The organism is Capnocytophaga sp. oral taxon 902, from assembly GCF_013394735.1.
Taxonomy (GTDB): domain Bacteria; phylum Bacteroidota; class Bacteroidia; order Flavobacteriales; family Flavobacteriaceae; genus Capnocytophaga; species Capnocytophaga ochracea.
Genome location: NZ_CP058261.1, coordinates 781,680 through 803,528, shown reverse-complemented (window position 1 = coordinate 803,528; position 21,849 = coordinate 781,680). Strand labels below are relative to the sequence as shown.

Here is a 21,849-nt window from a genome sequence, read left to right as displayed (position 1 = left end):
AGATGATAAAAAAAGCTGAATTTGTGATGAGTAACTCTCAGGTGAGTAAGTGCCCCAAGGAAAACTTACCTGAGTATGCTTTTATAGGGCGTTCCAACGTAGGGAAATCGTCGCTCATCAATATGCTTACCAATCACAAGAATTTGGCTAAAACTTCGGGTCGTCCAGGGAAAACCCAACTCATCAATCACTTCAAAATAGACAATAGTTGGTTTTTAGTAGACCTCCCTGGTTATGGTTATGCAAGGGTATCCAAAGAAACTAAAAAGGTATTTCAGCAATTTATTACTAAATATTTTGAGGAGCGACAGCAATTGGTATGTGCATTTGTATTAGTAGATGTGCGCCACGAACCTCAGAAGATAGATGTAGAGTTTATGCAATGGTTAGGCGAACACGGGATTCCGTTTGCTATTGTCTTCACCAAAGCTGATAAACTCAAACCTTTAGCTATTGAGCGCAATATAGCTGCTTATCAACAAGTACTCCTCGAAACTTGGGAAGAATTTCCACCTTACTTTATCACTTCCGCTGAAAACAAAACCGGCAAAGAAGAACTTACCCATTACATCGAACAAATCAATAAATCAATTGACAATTGATAATTAACAATTGACAATTGTTAGAATACTTCTGATATCACTTTCACTATATTATCTGATTTTCCCATTGAATAGTAGTGTAAAACAGGTACCCCAGCGGCTTTGAGCTCTTTGCTCTGCTGAATTGCCCACTCTATACCCACTTGTTTTACCTCGTTGTTGTTCTTGCAGGATTCCACTGCTTTGATGAGCTCTTCGGGGAAATCTATTTTAAAGGCTTGTGACAGTAGGTTGAGGTGCTTTTTAATAGCAATAGGTTTAATCCCTGGAATGATAGGCACATTGATACCTGCTTCTTTGGCTTTCTCTACAAACTCAAAATACTTCTGATTGTCAAAAAACATTTGTGTTACTACATAGTCGGCACCAGCATCTACCTTTTCTTTTAGGCGCGCCAAGTCTGAGGTGAGAGAGGGGGCTTCAATGTGTTTTTCAGGGTAACCTGCTACCCCTATACAGAAATTAGCCTTATGGTCGGCAGCAATGCCGTTGAGGTAAATCCCCTTGTTCAAATTGCTGATTTGAGTAACGAGTTCGGTAGCGTAGGTATGTCCGCCCTCAGTAGGCTGAAAGTAGCGTTGTTCTTTCATCGCATCACCGCGCAAAGCCATTACGTTGTCAATACCCAAGTAGAGGCAATCTACCAAAAGGTACTCAGTTTCTTCTTTTGAAAAACCACCACAAAGCACGTGAGGCACTGTATCCACCTTGTATTTATGCTGAATAGCCGCACAAATACCCACGGTACCAGGGCGCATACGGGTTACTTTCTTTTCCAATAGCCCATTAGGGTGTTCAATGTAATAATACTCCTCGCGTGAGGTAGTTACATCTATAAACGGAGGATTGAACTCCATTAGAGGGTCTATGTTTCGGTATAGTTCTTCAATATTATTTCCCTTTTTAGGAGGTACTACTTCAAAGGAGAAGAGCGTTTTTCCTTTAGCATTCTTAATATGGTCTGTTATTTTCATATTTTCCTTTAAATTCTTCTTTTGCTATCAGTGTATATTGTTTCACAAAGTCTGTTTTGTGAGCGGTATAAGCATCTCGGTCGTGCTCAAAAGGCTTCCAAAGTGATAATTTAAGCGTTTCATAGTCTTTGGCTACTGAGGGGTGTGCTTGCAGTTCATCGCGAAAATAGAGTTCGTCATTATCGCCTTCATAACGCAAATGCAGATGAAATACACGTTCTGCAAACCCATTAATAGTATAGCCTTTATTAAAAGAAATCCTATCGTTTGTCTCATTCATACATAGATAACCTAATTGTAATATGAGTTCTTTTAGCTTCTGAAATGAACTGTCCTTTTTCACTTCTAATAACATATCTACAATAGGTTTGGCTTGTATCCCTTCAACAGCAGTACTACCTATATGGCTTAGCCGTACCGCTTCGTTAGAGGGTAATTGTTTTAAAAGGAAACTGCGTTCTTCCTCATACCATTCTTTCCACAAAGGGTTGTGCTGTGTAAGATTGATAGGGAATAGTTGCCACAATTCCTGCAACGACATTTTTAACAAAGGATTTTCTTCCTGTTTCATAGTGCTAACCCCTAAAACCTACTTTTTTCTGCTAACCTTAAAATATCGCCAAATACCCCACGTGCGGTTACTGAAGCGCCTGCTCCTGCTCCTTGTATCACGATAGGGTTATCGCCGTAAGATTCAGTGTAAATCTCAAAAATGGAATCGGCTCCTTTTACCTGACCGAGGGCACTGTTGCGCGGAACCGATACGAGTGATACGTCTAACTGTACCGTTTCGGTAGAAGCTAAGTCGCCGTGGAGGTCACCTACATAACGCAGTACGTGGTCGGGTGCTTGCGCTTCTTTGATTTGCTGATAAGGCGCATTAAACTCGTCTAAACGTTGCAAAAAGTCTTCCACAGAGCCTTCTCTTAGGTGTTCGGGGATAAGGTTTTGTATCTTCACATCGCTGAACTCATTGCCTAAATCGAGTTCACGGGCTAAGATGAGCAATTTGCGCCCTACATCATTACCACAGAGGTCTTCACGAGGGTCGGGTTCGGTATAACCGCTGTTGATAGCGTGCTGGAGCACTTCGCTAAACGGCTTGTTTTCTGCTGAAAAAGTATTGAACAAATAGCTGAGCGTTCCTGAGAAAATTCCCTTGATACGGGTGATGTTTTCGCCCGAATGGTGCAAGAGGCGAATAGTGTCTATCAAGGGTAAGCCTGCCCCTACATTGGTTTCGTAGAGATAAGTTTTTTGGTGTTGTTTGAGAGTTTTACGTAGCTCTTGGTAAAAGTCAAACGAAATAGTATTTGCTATTTTGTTAGCAGAAACCAAGTCGTAACCGCTCTTGATAAGCGGAATATAGTTGTCTACAAAGGTTTTGCTGGCGGTTACATCTACGGCGATGAGGTTCTCTAAGTGATGTTTATCTACAAAGGCCTGCAAAGTGTCAAAACTATAAGGCACAGCTTCTTTATCGAAGGCAGAACGCCAATGACTGCCAATTCCTTTTGCATTGGTGAGTAGCTGTTGTGAATTGGCAATCGCAACGATGCGCAAACTGATATTCTTGCGATGGAGTATATTGTCGTGTGCGGCAATCACTTGGTCGATGAGGGTAGCCCCTACGGTACCTTTACCAAAGATTACCAAGTTGATACGGCGTGAAACCCCAAAGATTTCACCGTGAATTACGTTCAATGCCTTGTGGAGTTTTTTGGTTTTGAGTACCAAACTCACGTTTTTGCCCGTTACGGCATTGTTGATGAGCAAAGGAACGATTTGGTTGCGTATCAGTGCGTTATAAGGGTGGTGGAAAGTAGCAAGTGGTTGTCCTACGATAGAAATTACAGCTACATCTTCTACGATGCTCACACTGCTTACATCATTGGTGTAGAAATCGTGTGAGAACTCCTCGTCTATAGCAGCTTTGGCAAGTTTAGCATCTTTAGAAGCTACGACTAAGCCTACCCCGCGCTCCGATGACCCTTGCGAGATGATACTCACACTGATACCTTTTTGTGCGAGCGCTTTAAAAATACGAGCATCTACGCCCACTTTGCCCAAGAGTCCGCGACCTTCCATCACGATAAGGGCATTGTCTTTAATTACCGAAATCGATTTGATACCTTCTTGCACGCTTTCTTGGTGAATGAGTGTGCCGGCGTCCTCACTGTTGAAAGTGTTTTTGATACGCAACGGAATGCCTTTTTCAATGAGTGGGATAATGGTTTTGGCGTGGAGTATAGAAGCTCCAAAGTTAGCTAATTCATTGGCTTCTTCGTAAGAAAGATGACGTATAATTTTGGCTTCGGGTACTAACTCAGGATTGGCAGTGAAGATACCATCGACGTGGGTGTAGTTTTGCAGTTCGGAAGCGTTGAGGTAGTTAGCCAAAAGGGCTGCCGAATAGTTACTGCCATTGCGCCCTAAGGTAGTAGTGTCGCCTTTTTCGGTGGAAGCGATAAAGCCCGTAACCACTGCCACACAATTAGGAGGAATGGTTGCAAAGCGGTCGCGAGTGAGTTTTTCGGATATTGAGTTGATGATTTGGGCATTGCCTACCACAGCATCAGTTTTGAAGATTTCACGGCTATCCACAAAAGTACTTTCCAAGCCTTTGTGCTGAAGTAGTGCTGCCACAAGCTTAGCCGACATCAGTTCGCCTTGTGCTAATACCAAATCTTTGGTCTTAGGGCTGTAGTCTTTCAGTAGCGAAACGCCTTCAAGGAGTTTTTCGAGCAACTGAAATTCAGGTTCAAACGACACACGAGAGTCATACTGCTGTTCGTCTTTCAGTTGTTGAAAGCCGGCAGTATAATTCTCGCCTTTACTCGCTTTTTCGAGCAAAGCCTCTAACTCATCGGTAGTGTTGCCTCGCGCTGAAACTACTACTGATATAGGTTCAGTTTTAGCAAGCCCAGCAATGATACTGAGTACCTTTTCAATGCCGTCATTGGCAAGTGATTTTCCACCAAATTTTAATATCTTCATTTGTTTACTTTTTATCTTCTACCTTCTTGAAAATAACTTCTCCTTTTTTATCATTACGCACCACAAACTCATCTCCTCTAAGTTTTACAATTTTAAAACGACTTACCTCATCTTTAATAGCATTTCCTATATCAAAAAAGCCCATCGGAGTTTTAGTGAGGTAAAATTCTAAATCATAGCATAAATTAAGGTCTATAGATTCCACTTTATACATAGATTCGTGATTATAGGTGAGTAATAAAGCACACTTTTCATTCGTCTTAGGTACTTTTATAATCAATTTTCCATTTTCGTCAGTATCACCTCCTGTAGGCACTCCTTCTTTAAACAGAGAAACATCTACATTCGGTAAAGGCTTCTTTTCTAAATCGTATACTGTTAAGTTTAAAGAGATGTAATCTTTATAATTAGTATATGGTTTAGCGATATAATATCCAGGGTATTTTACCTCTGTTAAATCGTAATTTAACACTAAAGAATCCTTCGTGAGGGTGTAATGACCTTTGCCATAATGAACAATTCCTAACTCACCTTCCTCAGCATAATCAAAAATGCCATTGCTATAAAACGTGTAGGTATCAGTAGCACAACACTCTATGTGCATTTCTTTCTCCTTTATATAATACTTACCTTCTATTTTTCTCTGCGCAAAAGTAAACGCATATGCACTTATAAAAAATAGCAATAATAAGGGGAGTTTTTTATTTGCATTTTGAGCTCCGTTGCTTTTAGCTATAATTTTTAGCTCATTATCCATTCAATAATTTTATCATTAATCATTAATTAAACACTTTCTTTAAAAACTGTTCTAACTGTTTGTGTTCTATCAGGAAAGCATCGTGACCGTGTACGGAGTGAATTTCGTAATAATCTACTGGTTTACCCATTTCACGGAGTTCAGTTACGGTATCGCGGTTCTCTTGAGGAACGAAATACAAATCAGAATCGGTGCTTACGATGGTAATGTGTGCGGTGATAGGCGCTACAGCCTCGGCAAAACTGTTGCGTTCTTTTGAAATATCTATCGTTTTCACCAATTGGTTCATCAGTTTGTAGGCGGAGAGTGAGAAGCGTTTGTGCAGCTTGTCGCCGTGGTGTAAGAGCCACGTTTCTACATTGTACAACTGCAACGGAATGTTGGTGGTGCGCTCAAACTTCAGTTTCAACGATTGAGGAGTGCGGTAACACAACATCGCGTGAAGGCGTGCATCGTGCAAGGGGTGTGTAGAGTTTTTGAGTATCTGCTCTTGCAAAAGGCAGTTGCCAATAATCCAGTCGGTTGCTTTCCAATCGGCAGCTACGATTATGAGTTCTTTGAAAAGGGTAGGAGCGAGGGCAGCCATTTCCCAAGCAATACCGCCACCTAACGAGCACCCTACAAGGGCAAATACTTCTTTAAGTCCTAAATGCTCGGTGAGCCCTTTGTTGAAAATACGCGCTATATCTATACCCGCCCAATGCTCATAGTTAGGAATCATATCTTCTTCGCGTGCTCCAAAACCATTGCCAGGGATATTAAAAGCTACTACTGTGTATTTGAGGGTATCTATCAACTTCCCTTCACCGATGGCTTCTTTCCACCAGCCGTTTTCACCCGTTACTTGTGAATTGCCTGTAAAAGCGTGATTCACCACTACCACCGGAGCTGTGCCTAAGGCTTTTCCAAACACTTGATAATATACCCTAAGAGCGGGAATACGCACCCCACAAGAGGTAACGAAATCAGTAAGAAGGTAATGTAGAATATCGGACATAAAGGCGTTGCGAAATAGTTTATATGAAAAGCATTTAGATATATTTAGAATTATTTTCTTTTTCAGATACTCTAATCGGAAAATAATTCTGTGTTAAAACGCTATTATTTTTATATTGATTTTGAAAGGCGCAAAAGTAAAAATAATTTTCTAAATAGACAAATAGTTTTTATTACATTTATTACAATCATTCAGAAAGGCAAGAAAATTAGCAAATGAGGAAATGAGAGAATGAGGAAATTAGGAAATGAGGTGGAGCTACAATTTCTCGCTAGAGGAGGGATTGTTAGTTTATTTAACTTTGACAAAGTTTCAAACTTTGGCAAAGTGTATACCCCTAAAAGTGACACATTTGAGCTATCGGAAGGAAACGAAATATTTCAGAAGAGGGTTGAGAGGGATTTTGGTGAAAAAAGGGTGTAAGGAGGGTGGGGTTAGCTTATAGAGAGCTTATAGGAAGCTTATACGAATCTTGGACGATTGGTATAGGAAAGGTATATAAGTAATTGACTCATAGTATAATACGGCGATGCAAAAAATGGTAAAAACGGGGTTTCGAGGCGAAAGAAAAGAGAAGAGGCACTAGGCCTTAGGCTATAGGCACTAGGAGGGAGTATGATGGAAAATCAAAAGGAACCTCTCCCTTTACACATACCCAGCTGTCGCTGGCTACCTTCAAAGGGGGGGAATGTGGCGAGTTATTTATTCGGTGAGCCCCCGAACCCCCGAAAGGGGACAAGCTGGAAAAGGTGACAAACATCTCCCTAGCCCCTTCAAAAGGGGAGTGTAGGGACGGAAAGAGAATGGGTGGATTGAGAAATTAGATAATTAGCAAATTTGGAAATTAGCAAATTTGTTAATTTGCTAATTATTCTTACCTTTGCCCAAAATATGCAACAAAAAAGATGAACAAACTAAATAGGATACTGTTGCTTTTCGCTCTTCACTTTTCGCTCTTTACTTTTGCTCAAGAGAATAACGATGATGGAATGATAAGCACCCCACAAACGGCTACTGCTACCGATACGGAGGCAGACCTGCACTACCTCGAAGACCAATTTTACTTTGGTCTTACTTATGACTATTTGGCTGGTAAAGCAAATAACGTGGTGCAACACAACCTTTCAAGGGGAATTCACGTAGGTTTTATTCGCGACCTACCTATGAACAAAGCGCGTAATATAGGCTTTGGGGTGGGTATAGGCTATGCTTACGATTTGGTGTACAACAATATGGTGGCTAACAAAACGGTTTCGGGCGTGAGCTATGAGATAGTAGAACGTTTCAGCGACCGGAACATCACTCGTAATTTCTTCGAGACGCATTCGGTAGAAATACCCGTAGAGTTTCGCTTTCGCACCTCTACCCCTTACAGTCATAAGTTTTGGCGCGTGTATACAGGAGCGCGTTTTGCCTATATCTTCAACAGTAGAAGTTTGTATACTGCTGATGGTGTTTCGATAGCTTTCCAGAACTCCGATATAGCTCATACGTTTCAGGTAAAGCCTTTTATTGCCTTTGGGTATAACGCGTTGAACTTCTATGTGCAGTACAATCTTACCCCTTTGCTGAAAGACGCTAAAACTACTGATGGCACAAGCCTCAAATCGAATGTGTTACAATTAGGATTACTTTTTTATATTTTATAATGGACGACCAAATTACACGTTGGCGACTCATCTTGGGTCAGGATTTGAATGCTTTGGGTGAGGTATCGCTCAATGAGCAGCAATCGCTGATGGACGCCACGCTGGCTGCCCTCTACGACGATACCGAAGGCAACGGTAATAATGGAGGCAAACGCTCGGCAGGCTTAGGTAGTTCGTCACCCAACTTAGCTAAGTGGCTCACCGATGTGCGTTCGTTCTTTCCTCCTGATGTGGTAAGTGTGATTCAAAGCGATGCCATTGAGCGCAAAGGACTCACCAAACTACTATTTGAACCTGAAACCCTTAAAAACGTAAAGCCCGATATCTCTATGGTGGGCACTTTGATGGCACTCAAAGGGCAAATACCTGCCAAATCTAAAAATACCGCACGCGAATTGGTGAAAGAGGTAGTCGATGAGATTATGAAGCGTATGGAGCAAGACCTACGCCGTGCTGTTACGGGTGCGCTCAACAAAAAAGCGCATACGCCTATTGCCAACTTTTCGTCGACCGACTGGAAGCGCACAATTCAGCGGAACCTCAAGAACTACGATACCGCTACCAAGCGACTTATTCCTGAAAAGTTCTATTTCTTTGAACGCACCCAGCACCAAAAGAACTGGACAGTGATTTTGGACATCGACCAGAGTGGTTCGATGTGTGATTCGATTATCTACTCGTCAGTAATGGGGTCTATCTTTGCGAGTATGCCAGCCCTTGATACGCACGTGGTAGTTTTTGATACAGAAGTAACCGACCTTACGGAAGTCTGTCGTGAAGACCCTGTGGATATGCTTTTTGGGGTACAGTTAGGAGGAGGGACTGACATTAATAAATCGGTGGCGTATTGCCAAACACTTATTGAGAATCCGCGCAAAACGATGTTTATTCTTATTTCTGACCTTTATGAAGGAGGTGTACGCGCCGGACTCTTGCGTCGCCTGAACGAGATGCACCAAGAAGGCGTAAAGGTATTGGTGCTCTTAGCCCTTTCTGACAGCGGTCGCCCTGATTACGATGAGAAACTCGGTAAAGAAATCAGCAAACTCGGCATCGCCTGCTTTGCCTGTACTCCTGACCGCCTTCCCGAACTCGTAGAGAACGCCCTCAAAGGGAATGACCTAAAGAAATTTGAGAGAGCAAGTCGCACAGATAAGGAAGTGTAATAGCACTTTTGTGCTACCTATGAACTAAAAGAAGACCCTAAACAGAGTACTACGGGTGTTTTTAAAGGAAAGCTATTCGTTAAATGGTATGTAGATAACAAAAACCGATTTTTGTATGACTATATAGATGACGATTTAGACGGTGGAGCTGTCGAATTTATGCCTACTGAAAAATATTACGAATATGGTTAGAAAAACTATACTCCTTAAACTTAACACAAATCAAGATTGAGATTGACTTATTAAGGGCGAATTGCAATTCGCCCCTACAGATTGGAGATAAAAGATTGATTATAAAAATAGGAGAAGATAAAGAAATACAGAGGGATAAAACTGAAATAAATACAACTTTTTACTATTCACTTTTAACATTTAACTCAATGAAAAAACATTCAAAAGTTTGGAACGAAACTAAAACACACGACGCTTGGTCGATATTTAAAATAATGGGAGAATTTGTACACGGCTATGAGCAGATGAGCTCCATAGGGCCTTGTGTATGTATTTTTGGTTCGGCACGTATTAAGCCTGAAACACCTTATTACGAACTCACTGTGCGTATTGCCCAAAAGATAGTAGATGAGGGCTTCGGTATTATAACCGGCGGTGGGCCTGGTATTATGGAGGCGGGCAACAAAGGTGCGCACCTGAACAAAGGTGTATCGGCAGGACTGAATATTGATTTGCCTTTCGAGCAGACGAATAACTCTTATATCGACCACGATAAGAATATCAAATTCAACTACTTCTTTGCGCGTAAGGTGATGTTTGTAAAGTATTCTAAGGCATTTGTAGCAATGCCTGGGGGCTTTGGTACCCTCGATGAACTCTTCGAGACCCTCACTCTCGTACAAACTTATAAAATAGACAAAATTCCTATTATTTTAGTTGGTACAGATTATTGGAGCGGACTTGTAGACTGGATAAAGAAGATATTATTAGAGAAATTTAATAATATTAGTGCTGAGGATTTGGATTTGTTTCACTTAGTAGATACTGAAGACGAAGTGATTAAAGTCATTGAAGATTTCTACAACAACAAACAACAGTTAAAACCAAATTTTTAGAAAATATTCCCTATATTTGCACTTTAAAAACAGTGACTATGAAGAAGTTTATCTCTTTATTACTTTTTAGCTTTTACTTGTTACCTGTTACTTTAACGGCACAACAAGGCGGTATGTGGATTCCTTCGCTTTTGGAGGGTATGAACGCCAGAGAAATGAAGTCCTTAGGTATGAAAATGTCGGTGAGCGATATTTATAGCGTCAATAAGTCGAGCTTGAAAGACGCCGTGCCTCATTTCAATGGAGGCTGTACTGCCGAAATGATTTCGGATAAAGGGCTACTGCTCACTAATCACCATTGTGGCTACGGACAGATACAAGCGCATTCCTCAGTGCAAAACGATTACCTTACCGATGGTTTTTGGGCTAAAAATCTATCGGAAGAGTTGCCTAACAAGAATTTAGAAGTTACTTTTATTGTACGTATTGAAGATGTTACCCAAAAAGTACTTGCCGATACTCAAAACCTAAGTAGTGAGAGCGTTCGCGCCTCTCAGATAGAACGCAATATTGCCTCTTTGGTGAAAAACTCGCCTAAAGAAGCGTGGCAAGAGAATCGGGTTCGTGCTTTCTACGAGGGCAATCAGTATATCCTTTTTGTAATAGAAACTTTTAAAGATGTGCGTTTAGTAGGTGCACCGCCTTCGGCTATAGGCAAATTCGGTTCGGATACCGATAATTGGGTATGGCCTCGCCATACGGGGGACTTCTCGCTTTTCCGTGTATACGCCGATAAAAACAACCGCCCCGCAACCTACTCCAAAGACAACGTGCCCTATCGCCCCAAACACTTCTTTCCTATCTCGTTAAAAGGGGTGAAAGCAGGCGATTTTACAATGGTCTTCGGTTATCCAGGTCGTACTGAAGAATATTTACCTGCCGTAGCAGTGGAACAAATTGTGAATGTATTGAATCCTGCTAAGATAGGCATTCGCGATGTGGTGCTCAAAGTGCAAGACGGCTTTATGCGCAACAGCAACGAAATAAAAATAAAATACGCCTCTAAATACGCCAGCGTTGCCAACTATTGGAAAAAGTGGATAGGTGAAACACAAGGTTTGAAAAAATCGGATGCGGTAGCTATCAAACGCGCTCAAGAACAGAAATTTCAAAAAGAGATAGAAAAAGCAGGTAAAACAGCTGAATATGGTTATATTTTACCTCAGTTTACTGAAAAATACACTCAAATACAAGACTATGCTTTGGCAGTAGACCTCTTTTCGGAGTTGGTACAGCGTAATATCGACTTGCTGGCAAATGGCTATAAAATCCTTCAACTGCAAAATGCGCTGCACGAGAAAGGAACACAATCGTTCAACGACCGCAAGAAGAACCTTTTAAACAACTTTGAAACGGTATTTAAAAACTACGATGTGAATGTAGATAAAGCCGTATTTGAAAAAGCGGTAGTGTATTATGCTCAGGTGATGCCTAAAACCCTACTCTCGCCTAACTTACAGCAGTTTGAGATACACACACTGGCTGACAAACTCTATAAAGAGTCGTTTTTGGCTTCTAAAACCGAAATGGAAAAAGTACTCAACCTACCCGATGAAGTTTTTGAAAGGCGCCTCAAAAATGACATAGGCGTACAATTTGTACAGCAAATTGTCGCTCATTTCTACGGAACTGTAGTGCCTACTTACCGACAGTTGGATAGCGAGATTACCGCCTTACAGCGTACTTATATGAAGGCTATCTTGGAGTTCTCGAAACCTCAAGACCGCATTTTTCCTGATGCCAATAGCACTTTGCGCGTTACTTATGGAAAGGTAGCTGGTTACTCACCTTCGGATGCTATAACCTATGATTATATGACTTATTTAGACGGTGTAATGGAGAAATACGTGCCTAACGACTACGAATTTAATGTGCCCGCCAAACTGCGCGAGCTCTATGAGAAAAAAGACTATGGTATTTACGGCAAAAACGGCAAGATGCCTGTGTGTTTTGTAGCAACCAATCACACCACGGGGGGCAACTCAGGCAGTCCTGCGATAGACGCACAAGGTAACCTTATCGGTCTCAATTTCGATCGCGTGTGGGAAGGCACAATGAGCGATATCCACTACGACCCTAAAATATGTCGCAATATTATGGTAGATATTCGCTATGTGCTGTTTATCATCGATAAATACGCCGGAGCAGGGTATTTGCTAAATGAGATGAAGATAGTGAAATAATGGTTAATGATGAGTTGAAAACTTTCGGATTTGCTGAAAAAGAAGATTGAAAGATTACCCTAAAAATACAGGTGAATATCAATCTGAAGAAAACGCACTCATCGATAAAGGCAAGGGCTTCTATTATTACAAAGTAGGAAATAAAGAAATTGTAGCTATGTATATTCCACATCTTTGAGCAACCAACTTCGATTATCAAACAGGTGCATAATGAATTAAAAGAAGCTTTTAATTTGTAAAACGGCTTGTTGTGTTACGACAAAGAAACTCCAGTACAGTCTGTCACTATACTGGAGTTTCTTTATATTTTGCCTGTGTGACTCACACTTACAGCTCTTTTCTGAGGCGTGCTACAGGTATATCCATTTGTTCGCGGTATTTGGCGATAGTACGGCGTGCAATGGGGTAGCCTTTCTCTTTGAGGAGCTGAGCCAATTCATCATCGGGAAGGGGTTTACTCTTGTCTTCCTTAGCGATGATATGTTGTAATATCTGCTTGATTTCACGAGTAGAAACGTCTTCTCCTTGGTCGTTCTTCATAGATTCCGAAAAGAAATCTTTAATGAGTTTTGTACCGTAAGGGGTAGTTACATATTTGCTACTCGCTACCCGCGACACGGTAGAGATGTCCATACCCACCTTATCGGCAATATCTTTGAGAATAAGCGGTTTTATTTTCAGCTCATCACCTGTGAGGAAGTACTCGCGTTGGTGCTCCATAATGGCGTTCATCGTGATGAGGAGCGTTTGTTGTCGCTGACGAATGGCATCAATAAACCACTTAGCCGAATCCAACTTCTGTTTGATAAAGAACACTGCTTCTTTTTGTGAATTGCTCTTTTCCTTACTCTTCTTATAAGTGTCGAGCATAGTGCTGTACTCCTTAGAAACGTGTAGTTCAGGAGCATTGCGCCCGTTGAGGGAGAGTTCTAACTCGTTATCTACCACTTTTACAGTAAAATCAGGGATAATTTGTTCTATATGCACATTGTTACCCACGTAGGAACTCCCAGGTTTAGGGTTTAGGCGTTCCACCTCTTGCACTGCTTCTTTCAGTTGTTCTTCAGTTACCAAAAAGCGTTGTTGCAGTTTGGTATAATGCTTTTTAGTGAATGCTTCAAAGGCTTCGGTAAGCATTTCGATTGCCAAGCTTATAGCAGGTGTTTGTTTTTTGCGGCGCAGTTGTATAAGCAAGCACTCTTGCAAGTCCGATGCGCCTACCCCTGCAGGGTCTAATTGGAAAATAATCTGTTGGCGTATTTGCTCTACGTGATCTTCTTCAGTATAGATATTTTGGGTGAAAGCGAGATCGTCGGTAAGGTCTTGAATAGAACGGCGTATATAGCCTGTATCGTCTATGCTACCCACGAGGAACTCAGCAATTAAGTAATCCTCATCGGAGAGGGTAAAGGTGTTCAATTGGTTGATAAGGGATTGGTGAAACGACACCTCCGCGCTGAAAGGAATATCGTGATCTTCGTCGTCGTCGCTGTAGTTATTAGCGTGCAGACGGTAGTCGGGTATTTCATCATCACTGAGGTATTCATCGATGTTGATATCGTCCATATCAATCACATCGTTATCGTTATATTCATCGGAAGAGTTATCGAACTCATCGTGAAACTCATCAAGAGCATCTTCTTCGCGCCCTGATTCTAAAGCGGGGTTTTCTTCCATCTCTTGTTTCACGCGCTGTTCAAAGGCAAGAGTGGGGAGTTGCACGAGTTTCATCAGCTGTATTTGCTGAGGTGAGAGTTTCTGAGAGAGTTTAAGTTGTAAATTCTGTTTGAGCATTTCTTATGAGATAGGGCGCAAAGGTACGAAAAAAATTAGTTACTATTTAAGGTAAGTATAATTTTTGTAGTTTCAAGTACTATTTTAATATCAAGGAATAATGAATATCGCTTGATGTAGTACAAATCATATTCTAATTTTTTAATACTATCTTCAGGAGTGGCTTTTGGGATATGAATTTGAGCCCAACCTGTAACTCCTGGTTTCACCATATGGCGTAGTTTGAAAAAAGGTATTTGTTCTGCGTATTTTTCTACATATTCAGGAATTTCAGGGCGAGGGCCTATAATACTCATATCACCTCTTAATACGTTGTATAATTGAGGTAGTTCATCTATTTTGGTAAAACGCAATATTTTTCCAATAGGGGTAATACGTGAGTCATTTGCCTGAGTAAAACCTCCATTGTTTAATACCATAGTTCTGATTTTGTATATTTTAAAAGTTTTTCCTTCTCTTCCTACACGTGTCTGCGCAAAGAAAGTACCTCCTTTTGAACTTAAAAGAGTAAGAATAACTCCTATAATAGTTAAAGGTAATGCTATAGGAAGAGCCAAGAAAACAAGTGATAAATCAAAAAAACGTTTGATCAATCGGTGTCTAATTCTTTGTTTTATAGAAAAAATATCATCGCCAATATATTTTTTAGCTTCTAATTTTACGATAGGAATACGCTTGTTGATATTTTCGTAAAATTCTTCTGCTTCATAAACAATAATACCTTTAGTCCTCAAATCAATAATTTCCCTAATGATATCATCAGGATATTCTTTGATTTTTGAAGTTTCAATAACAATAATTGCTATTTTTAGCTTATTGACAATACTCGAAATGGTTCTTTTTTTCTTGGAAATATCATATTTGATAATTCTATAAAATTTAGAGATATTTGATTCCTCTAACAATTTCTCAAGAATACCGCCCACATTAATAAATAAACAAGTTGGTCTATGATAAAATATTTTCATAATTATATCTTTTTAAAACAATAAATTATTTCAGTGCTTTTTATGAATTTCATTGATAAGATGTCTAATTTTTTGTTTGTTTTTAAGATTGTGATATCCTCGATTCACAATAAATAAAATAATAGCTAAAACTATAGAGAAAGCTATAAACAAAATTCCCAGCATCAAAGGGGATATTCTTGTATTAAAAAATAAAATTGTTACAAAAACAGCGAGATTAATCAAAGCTAACAGCAAACTTGCTTGTGAGTGCGACAGTTTCATATAGTCTATCATCACATGGTGGATATGACTGCGGTCGGCTTTAAAAGGTCGTCTGTGGCGCAATAGGCGAGTGGTGAATACGCGGGTAGTATCAAAAAAAGGAATGAAAATAATTGCAAGAAGAACCCATATTTTATTTGTGGGGTGTATAATAGCACTTTCTAAGGCTTCAGTGTTTAGAGCAAAGAATTTAATAGCGAGAACTGCAATGAGAAAACCTGCAATCATAGAGCCTGTATCTCCCATAAAAACTCGTTTCCTTACCGATAGATTATAGCGTAAAAAGGCTAATAAAAAACCTATACATAGGATTGATAACAGGAAGTAGTAGTACAGTTGAGCATCGTAGAAAACATAAGCAAAAGCGCCAAAAATCACAATACCTACCATTGCAGCTGAGCCGTTAATGCCATCGATAAGATTGTAAGAGTTTACAATCATCATCATCATACCACAGCTCATAAAAATAGAAAGCCAATATGGAATATCAGTAATGCCTAAGAAATTATCAAGAGTAGTGATTTTAAGCCCAGTCCCTAAGAAAAGCATCAGGGTAGCTATAATTTGGCCTATAATTTTAGTACTAGGATTTACACCTACGAGGTCATCTTTTAAGCCAACGAAAAAGAGTACACCTACACCAGATAAGATGTTAATACCTACATTGTCATTATCGAAAAAACGGAGTAAAAAGAGAGTAAAAACTAAACTTACGAAGAAAGAAATACCTCCTAAGGTAGGTGTTTTTTCTTTATGTGAACTACGTGCATTAGGTTTATCCATTAGGTTTTTGTACTTCGACACGTATATAATACTTGGCAAAGAAAAGTATGCTACTCCCAAAGAGAGTAGAAAAACGCATATGGTAGTAAATCCTAAATTTTCTGAAAAGAAAGTAGTTATCATATTATAAAGGCAATATTTTGGTGCAAAATTAATAAATATACTTTAAACGAGCAAGAAGAATACTGTTAGTTATTTACGATAGGTCAAGTACATCAAAATTAGACCTCAAAGAACCAATGTTTATAGTATCTAATTTGCATTATTGTTTTAGTGGTTCGCATCTATGTTTCGCTACTCCAGCGATGTTTTTCACGTCCCACTGTATAGTCTGTACAAAAGGTTTTTCTCTAAAGGGACAGTCGATAGCGCAAATTTCACACGAAAAGGGTTTGCAATAGTCTAAGTGAAAATTGAATTCTATAGTTCTATCTACTTTTTCTACCAATAAATGAATCACTTTTTCCATCTCTTGGTGGGCTTCTTTTAAAGAATAATAGTAAGGCAGAGTGATATGAGCATCAATATGCAAGTGAGCCCCAAACTGCTGAATACGCATATTGTGAATGTCTATCCATTCGGTTTTTCGGTTAGCTTGCAGTATATTTACGAGTTCGGCAAAGAGGGCTTCGTCTCGCTCGTCCATAATACCGCTGAGGGCTTTGCGCACTATCTTCCAGCCTATCACAATGATATAACTACCAAAACCAATAGCGATTAGAGGGTCGAGCCATAGCCAACCGGTGAAGTGTACCAACACCAAACTCAGCACAATAGCCGAAGTCGCAAAAGTATCCGATTGCAGATGTTTGCCCGCACTCATCAGTACTAACGAGTTTTCTTTCTTTCCCTTTTGATAAGAAATATACCCCATAGCGTAATTCACTATGGCGGTAGACCCGAAAAGGGCAATCCCCCAGCCTAATTTATCGAGATGTATTCCCTTTATGAGTGACGAAATGGCTTCGATGAGAATAAGTACCCCAGCGATGGCGATGAGCATTCCCTCAATGCCAGCGGTAACAAACTCTACCTTGCCGTGCCCATAAGGGTGGTCGGTATCGCGAGGTTTGTTGCAGAGGTATAGCGAATAGAGCCCCATAAAGGCGGCAATAATATTCACAATGCTCTCCATCGTGTCCGAAAAGATAGCGTTAGAATTGGTAATGTACCACGCTATCAACTTCACGATGAAGAGCAATATTCCTATAAAAGTAACGAGCTTCTGAAACTGAAAACTTTTCACCCTCTAATTTCTGATTTCTACTTCCTAACTTCTAAACTCTAACCTCCGCTGCCTCCAACAAGAAATTGTGCATATCGGTATTGCGCATAAAAGGTTTAAGTCGCTCGCTACCTGGCCCATACATTGCCAATTCGGTGTAATCCGATGAGTGATCCATACTTATCCAGCCTACCGAAGTATGTGCTTTTTGTATTTCGGCAAACAATCGGTAAGGCAGGTGTTTGTAGTTGTACAAGCCGTCTTCTTTTCTTTCGGTTTTAGCATAATAGCTTAAGAGTTCTTTAGCTTGTTCCTCACTGATGTTCATTCCACCGCAGTATTGAGCAACGTGCTCACGCACTTTGGCTACCGAGTCGTTAGAGTTGATTTGTTGCAATATCCAGTCGTTAGAATGGGTGAAGTTTTGTAATCTGTCAAAATTGTTGTTACACTCTTTGCCATAGATGAGTCCAGGGTTGGCATTGCCGTGGTCAGAAGTAAGCACTACAAGAGTGTTGCCATCAGCTTTTGCAAAATCGAGGGCTACTTTTATAGCCTCGTCAAAAGCTACTTGGTCGTACAACAAAGCCCCTATATCATTGCCGTGTGCCGCCCAGTCTACTTTGCCGCCTTCTACTTGTATTACAAAGCCATTAGGGTGACTTTTAAGTTGGTCGATAGCCTTAGCGGTCATCTCCGCAAGAGTAGGCGATTTAGCTTGTTCTTCACTGCTTTGAGCACGGTCGATAGAGTAGGGGAGTGCATCTTCAGCAAAGAGCCCATAGAGAGGTTTATTAGTAGGTGCTTTCAGCATTTCACCGCGAGTGCGAGCTACCGTATAACCTTTCTTTTTGAGAACAGCAAAGAGGTCTTTCTTGTCCTTGCGATGGGCAGGGTCGAAGTATTTGCTACCGCCACCCAACATCACATCGAAGCCTAATTCGGTGTAGTTGAGGGCTATCTCGTCCATAGCATTACGACTTTTACTCCACGTACAGAAGCCTGCCGGAGTGGCGTGGTTTACCATTACGGTAGTGATACAACCCACTTTCTTGCCTGCTTTTTTGAACTTTTGCAAGATAGGCATATTCTCTTTGCCATCTGGACTGATATTTAGGCTACCGTTCTTTACACGTACGCCACCGCCCCAAGACGAACTCGCTGCTGAGGAGTCGGTGACTACTGAACTTGCTGATGCCATATCCATTACGGCGCGCTGTGCGAGGTTACTTTCGTACAATCCTATCCAGCTGGAAGGGCGACCGAATTTGCGTTTTAGATACAGGTCAGCCATTACCAAAGTGCCGAAACTCATACCATCACTCACCATAAAGATGATGTTTTTAGTGCGTTTGTTTTTATGGGCTTCCCCAAGGGTTTGCGCTTGTAAATCAAAGGAAGGCAATACTAAGCCTCCTAAAGCTGCTAAAGCCCCACGTTTAAAAAATGCTCTTCTTTTCATATCTTGTTAATTGTTAATTATCAATTGTTAATTGTTAAAGCGTTCCACCCTTTTGCTATAATCGGTATAAACTGTCCTGCACGGGTGACGAGGTTTACCCCTTCGCTTTTATCGGTAATGTAACCTATGACCGTGAAATTAGGATTGCCTTTTATCTTATCGTAATCTGCTTGGGCAATAGTAAACAGCAGTTCGTAGTCTTCACCGCCACTTAGGGCTATGGTAGTGCTATCTAAATTGAACTCCTCACAAGTGCTAATCACTTGTGGGTCAAGCGGTATTTTGTCTTCATATAACCTACAACCTACCCCCGATTGTTTGCAAATGTGCAATATCTCTGACGACAATCCGTCGCTTACATCCATCATAGCAGTAGGTTTTACACCTAATTGTTTGAGCAGTGGCGGAATGTCCTTGCGGGCTTCGGGTTTGAGCTGGCGTTCCAAAATGTAAGAATACATCTCTATATCGGGTTGAGAGTTTGGGTTTACCTGAAAGACCGCCTTTTCGCGTTCCAATATCTGTAAACCCATATAGGCACCCCCTATATCGCCCGTGAGTACCACAAGGTCGTTAGGTTGCGCTCCGTTACGATATACTAAGTCCGATGCTTCCGCTTCACCTATCGCCGTTACCGAGATGATGAGTCCGCGTGTAGATGAGGTCGTGTCGCCTCCTACTAAGTCTACCTTATAATGCTTGCAGGCTAGGCGAATACCCGCATAGAGTTCTTCTAAGGCTTCCAACGGAAAGCGATTGGATACCGCTATCGATACGGTTATCTGGGTAGCCGTAGCGTTCATCGCATAGATATCCGATACGTTCACTACTACCGACTTGTATCCTAAATGCTTCAGCGGTACATAGCTAAGGTCGAAATGTACACCTTCAATAAGCAGGTCGGTAGAGACGACAGTTTTTTTATTTTTAAAATCCATTACCGCCGCATCGTCGCCTACGCCTTTAAGAGTGGAAGGATTGTGAATTTCAAATCCCTTCGTTAGGCGGTCGATGAGTCCAAATTCACCCAAATCGGCTAATGAGGTACGGTGAGGCGTTTTATCTTCTATCATTTAGCAAAATAGTTTAAAGCAATTACCACTCCAAGGTGCATTCCCTCGTGAGTATTGTTGAAATGTATCGCATCTTCAATGCAGGTAAGCGCATAGCCATAGCTGGTAGTGTAAGGAGTAAAATTAGAGAATACCCCACGCTCGTAGTCGGCTTGCAGTTGTTTTTGGCTGCTGATGAGCAGACTGCGCAATTCTTGAATTTCGTCAGCGGTAGGGATATGCCCATCGGGATAAGTACCTTTTTTATAAGTATCTACAAAAGTTTCGGGTACAACAAAATTGAGTCCTGATAGTTTGTAGCAGAGTATTTGTTGTTGCGCCACGCAGTGAGCGATGTTCCACCAGATGTTATTGTGAAATCCTGTGGGGATTTGCGCTAATTGTTCAGGACTTGCATTCTCCAAATAAGTTAAAAGATTGTTGCGGGTTGCCACGTGTAAGGCAAATACTTGTTCTGTCATATAGTTGTTAGTTTTTTGTCGTTAGTTATTATCATTAGTGTCAATCGAGAGTAGGAGAATTAATGTATTGTTTCACTGAAAATTATATAACTCGTCTATAATGATTATCGCCAATTCCTCCTTTCGAGGGTTATCAGCAATTGCCAACTAAGTGAATTAGACGGGAGGTTTCTTTTGATTTCCCGTCACCACATTCCCCCTTCGAAGGAAGTCCACATTCGTCATTCCTTCTCTTTTCCGTCATCACATTCCCCCTTTGAAGGGGGTTAGGGGGATGTCTTCCCCTTATTGCCTATGGCCTAAGGCCTATTGCCTTTTCTCTTTCTTTCGCCCCGAAACCCTGTTTTTAACATTTTTAGCACTGTTATATCGTGTTATAAGTCAATTACTTATATACCCTTTCTATACCAATCGTCCAAGATTCGTATAAGCTTCCTATAAGCTCTCTATAAGCTAACCATACCCTCCTTACAGCCTTTTCTCACTAAACCTCCTCTCAATCTTCTTGCGAATTTCTCCGTTTCCTTCCGAGCGCTTCTAACAGTCCTAACACATCGCTTTTGCGGTACGCACTTTGCCAAAGTTGAATAAACTGATTGTCACCTCCTAAAAAAGGTTGTCATAATTAATTATTGTTTTATTAGTCAAATTCTCTAATTTTCTCATTTTCTCATTCTCTAATTTTCTCATTCTCTCATTTCCTCATTCGTCAATAATTCATAACTATCATCCAAAGGCAAAGGTACAAAAAATACTTCGAAGAAAGAAAAGAATTTCAAAAAGATTTGTATTTTTGCCCGCAAATTTATAAAGAATATTATGTATCAACTAATTAAACAGACACATTCACTATGTGCTTATTTAGTATTGGCAGTGCTTATCATAGCAGTTGTCAATGCGCTTATGGGATTTTTTGGCAAAAGAAAATACTTTGGAATAAAAGACCTCCGCTTGAGTTTGTTTGCTTTGGTATTCTCTCATATACAATTATTATTGGGCTTATTAGTCTATGTAACTACCCCTCGTTTGCAGATGTGGAGTGAGGGGGCTAAAGTGGTGATGAAAGACAGCTTATTGCGCCAATTATTAGTGGAGCACCCTATAATGAATATCATAGCAGTAACGCTGATTACTGTGGGCTGGGTAAAACTAAAAAAACAGACAGAAGTGCACAAGATGTACGGAAAAATAGCCTTGTTTTACGGTATTGCACTGGTGTGCTTGCTCTCGATGATTCCTTGGAAGCTATGGTGGTCTGTATAAGAAAAAAAGTCCGATAATAATATCGGACTTTTCCATTAACCAACCAAAACTTTAAATTATGAAAACTATTATTTGAAGTTTTACAATGAGCTACCACCCTCATTGCGCTGACAAAGGTACGGCAAATTTTTGAATTACCAAAGAAAAAATCGATTTTAACAAAA

Annotated in this window: 19 protein-coding genes and 1 pseudogene; 8 read left to right on the top strand and 12 right to left on the bottom strand. The window is 40.6% G+C overall.

All coding sequences use genetic code 11. The features are described 5' to 3' along the window. The first annotated feature begins 2 nt into the window (after positions 1-2). Positions 3-602 (top strand): ribosome biogenesis GTP-binding protein YihA/YsxC, encoded by a 600-nt coding sequence (gene yihA, locus HW278_RS03355; protein ID WP_178976930.1) that lies wholly within the window; start codon positions 3-5, stop codon positions 600-602. A gap of 20 nt (positions 603-622) precedes the next feature. Here the strand turns inward: yihA and metF are convergent, their stop codons facing one another. The 5 genes from metF to HW278_RS03330 form a co-directional block, all read right to left on the bottom strand. Continuing rightward, on the bottom strand, positions 623-1,576 hold the full coding sequence (gene metF / locus HW278_RS03350) for a methylenetetrahydrofolate reductase [NAD(P)H] (RefSeq protein WP_009410407.1): 954 nt from the start codon (positions 1,574-1,576) through the stop codon (positions 623-625). After that, positions 1,554-2,147 (bottom strand): GrpB family protein, encoded by a 594-nt coding sequence (locus HW278_RS03345; RefSeq protein ID WP_178976929.1) that lies wholly within the window; start codon positions 2,145-2,147, stop codon positions 1,554-1,556. Before HW278_RS03345 ends, metF begins: the two co-directional genes overlap by 23 nt. 11 nt (positions 2,148-2,158) lie before the next feature. Further along, positions 2,159-4,573, bottom strand: a complete 2,415-nt coding sequence (gene thrA / locus HW278_RS03340) for a bifunctional aspartate kinase/homoserine dehydrogenase I (RefSeq protein WP_178976928.1) — start codon at positions 4,571-4,573, stop codon at positions 2,159-2,161. Positions 4,574-4,577: 4 nt separating this feature from the next. Then, on the bottom strand, positions 4,578-5,177 hold the full coding sequence (locus HW278_RS03335; protein WP_255493741.1) for a hypothetical protein: 600 nt from the start codon (positions 5,175-5,177) through the stop codon (positions 4,578-4,580). A 175-nt stretch (positions 5,178-5,352) separates the two neighbouring features. Further along, positions 5,353-6,327, bottom strand: coding sequence for an alpha/beta fold hydrolase (locus HW278_RS03330; RefSeq protein WP_178976926.1), 975 nt, complete (start codon positions 6,325-6,327; stop codon positions 5,353-5,355). A gap of 688 nt (positions 6,328-7,015) precedes the next feature. Between HW278_RS03330 and HW278_RS12405 the strand changes: the two are divergent. The 6 genes and pseudogenes from HW278_RS12405 to HW278_RS12400 form a co-directional block, all read left to right on the top strand. Then, positions 7,016-7,093: pseudogene (locus tag HW278_RS12405) on the top strand (phosphinothricin acetyltransferase); the annotation flags it as partial. A gap of 139 nt (positions 7,094-7,232) precedes the next feature. Then, positions 7,233-7,976, top strand: a complete 744-nt coding sequence (locus tag HW278_RS03325) for a porin family protein (RefSeq protein WP_009419241.1) — start codon at positions 7,233-7,235, stop codon at positions 7,974-7,976. After that, positions 7,976-9,142 carry a VWA domain-containing protein gene (locus HW278_RS03320; protein WP_178976925.1) on the top strand — a complete coding sequence of 389 codons (1,167 nt, stop codon included), beginning with the start codon at positions 7,976-7,978 and terminating at the stop codon, positions 9,140-9,142. The genes HW278_RS03325 and HW278_RS03320 overlap by 1 nt, the downstream gene beginning before the upstream one ends. A gap of 380 nt (positions 9,143-9,522) precedes the next feature. After that, on the top strand, positions 9,523-10,209 hold the full coding sequence (locus tag HW278_RS03315) for a TIGR00730 family Rossman fold protein (protein WP_009410398.1): 687 nt from the start codon (positions 9,523-9,525) through the stop codon (positions 10,207-10,209). 38 nt (positions 10,210-10,247) lie between these two features. Continuing rightward, positions 10,248-12,392: a S46 family peptidase gene (locus HW278_RS03310; protein ID WP_178976924.1), complete on the top strand. Its 2,145-nt coding sequence runs from the start codon at positions 10,248-10,250 to the stop codon at positions 12,390-12,392. Between the two features lie 46 nt (positions 12,393-12,438). After that, complete coding sequence (locus HW278_RS12400) at positions 12,439-12,570, top strand: hypothetical protein (RefSeq protein WP_255493738.1); 132 nt, start codon at positions 12,439-12,441, stop codon at positions 12,568-12,570. Positions 12,571-12,719: 149 nt separating this feature from the next. Here the strand turns inward: HW278_RS12400 and rpoN are convergent, their stop codons facing one another. The 7 genes from rpoN to HW278_RS03275 all read right to left on the bottom strand — a co-directional run bounded on the left by rpoN (position 12,720) and on the right by HW278_RS03275 (position 20,422). Next, positions 12,720-14,186, bottom strand: coding sequence for an RNA polymerase factor sigma-54 (gene rpoN, locus HW278_RS03305; RefSeq protein WP_178976923.1), 1,467 nt, complete (start codon positions 14,184-14,186; stop codon positions 12,720-12,722). A gap of 35 nt (positions 14,187-14,221) precedes the next feature. After that, positions 14,222-15,154: a sugar transferase gene (locus tag HW278_RS03300; protein WP_178976922.1), complete on the bottom strand. Its 933-nt coding sequence runs from the start codon at positions 15,152-15,154 to the stop codon at positions 14,222-14,224. A 30-nt stretch (positions 15,155-15,184) separates the two neighbouring features. Further along, positions 15,185-16,324: a glycosyltransferase family 4 protein gene (locus HW278_RS03295; protein WP_178976921.1), complete on the bottom strand. Its 1,140-nt coding sequence runs from the start codon at positions 16,322-16,324 to the stop codon at positions 15,185-15,187. Positions 16,325-16,463: 139 nt separating this feature from the next. Further along, positions 16,464-17,447 carry a cation diffusion facilitator family transporter gene (locus tag HW278_RS03290; protein WP_178976920.1) on the bottom strand — a complete coding sequence of 328 codons (984 nt, stop codon included), beginning with the start codon at positions 17,445-17,447 and terminating at the stop codon, positions 16,464-16,466. 31 nt (positions 17,448-17,478) lie between these two features. Then, entirely contained in the window at positions 17,479-18,888 is a 1,410-nt protein-coding gene (locus HW278_RS03285; protein WP_015781717.1) for an alkaline phosphatase, read from the bottom strand. A 20-nt stretch (positions 18,889-18,908) separates the two neighbouring features. Continuing rightward, on the bottom strand, positions 18,909-19,961 hold the full coding sequence (gene thiL / locus HW278_RS03280) for a thiamine-phosphate kinase (protein WP_015781716.1): 1,053 nt from the start codon (positions 19,959-19,961) through the stop codon (positions 18,909-18,911). Further along, complete coding sequence (locus HW278_RS03275) at positions 19,958-20,422, bottom strand: DinB family protein (protein ID WP_178976919.1); 465 nt, start codon at positions 20,420-20,422, stop codon at positions 19,958-19,960. The genes thiL and HW278_RS03275 overlap by 4 nt, the downstream gene beginning before the upstream one ends. 819 nt (positions 20,423-21,241) lie before the next feature. Between HW278_RS03275 and HW278_RS03270 the strand changes: the two genes are divergently transcribed. After that, complete coding sequence (locus HW278_RS03270) at positions 21,242-21,685, top strand: hypothetical protein (protein ID WP_178976918.1); 444 nt, start codon at positions 21,242-21,244, stop codon at positions 21,683-21,685. The last annotated feature ends 164 nt before the right edge of the window (positions 21,686-21,849 follow it).

Bases quoted from the DNA above. Each gene is read 5' to 3' on its own strand.
- yihA (WP_178976930.1), top strand. From the start codon at position 3: ATGATAAAAAAAGCTGAATTTGTGATGAGTAACTCTCAGGTGAGTAAG.
- metF (WP_009410407.1), bottom strand. From the start codon at position 1,576: ATGAAAATAACAGACCATATTAAGAATGCTAAAGGAAAAACGCTCTTC.
- HW278_RS03345 (WP_178976929.1), bottom strand. From the start codon at position 2,147: ATGAAACAGGAAGAAAATCCTTTGTTAAAAATGTCGTTGCAGGAATTG.
- thrA (WP_178976928.1), bottom strand. From the start codon at position 4,573: ATGAAGATATTAAAATTTGGTGGAAAATCACTTGCCAATGACGGCATT.
- HW278_RS03335 (WP_255493741.1), bottom strand. From the start codon at position 5,177: ATGCACATAGAGTGTTGTGCTACTGATACCTACACGTTTTATAGCAAT.
- HW278_RS03330 (WP_178976926.1), bottom strand. From the start codon at position 6,327: ATGTCCGATATTCTACATTACCTTCTTACTGATTTCGTTACCTCTTGT.
- HW278_RS03325 (WP_009419241.1), top strand. From the start codon at position 7,233: ATGAACAAACTAAATAGGATACTGTTGCTTTTCGCTCTTCACTTTTCG.
- HW278_RS03320 (WP_178976925.1), top strand. From the start codon at position 7,976: ATGGACGACCAAATTACACGTTGGCGACTCATCTTGGGTCAGGATTTG.
- HW278_RS03315 (WP_009410398.1), top strand. From the start codon at position 9,523: ATGAAAAAACATTCAAAAGTTTGGAACGAAACTAAAACACACGACGCT.
- HW278_RS03310 (WP_178976924.1), top strand. From the start codon at position 10,248: ATGAAGAAGTTTATCTCTTTATTACTTTTTAGCTTTTACTTGTTACCT.
- rpoN (WP_178976923.1), bottom strand. From the start codon at position 14,186: ATGCTCAAACAGAATTTACAACTTAAACTCTCTCAGAAACTCTCACCT.
- HW278_RS03300 (WP_178976922.1), bottom strand. From the start codon at position 15,154: ATGAAAATATTTTATCATAGACCAACTTGTTTATTTATTAATGTGGGC.
- HW278_RS03295 (WP_178976921.1), bottom strand. From the start codon at position 16,324: ATGATAACTACTTTCTTTTCAGAAAATTTAGGATTTACTACCATATGC.
- HW278_RS03285 (WP_015781717.1), bottom strand. From the start codon at position 18,888: ATGAAAAGAAGAGCATTTTTTAAACGTGGGGCTTTAGCAGCTTTAGGA.
- thiL (WP_015781716.1), bottom strand. From the start codon at position 19,961: ATGATAGAAGATAAAACGCCTCACCGTACCTCATTAGCCGATTTGGGT.
- HW278_RS03275 (WP_178976919.1), bottom strand. From the start codon at position 20,422: ATGACAGAACAAGTATTTGCCTTACACGTGGCAACCCGCAACAATCTT.
- HW278_RS03270 (WP_178976918.1), top strand. From the start codon at position 21,242: ATGTATCAACTAATTAAACAGACACATTCACTATGTGCTTATTTAGTA.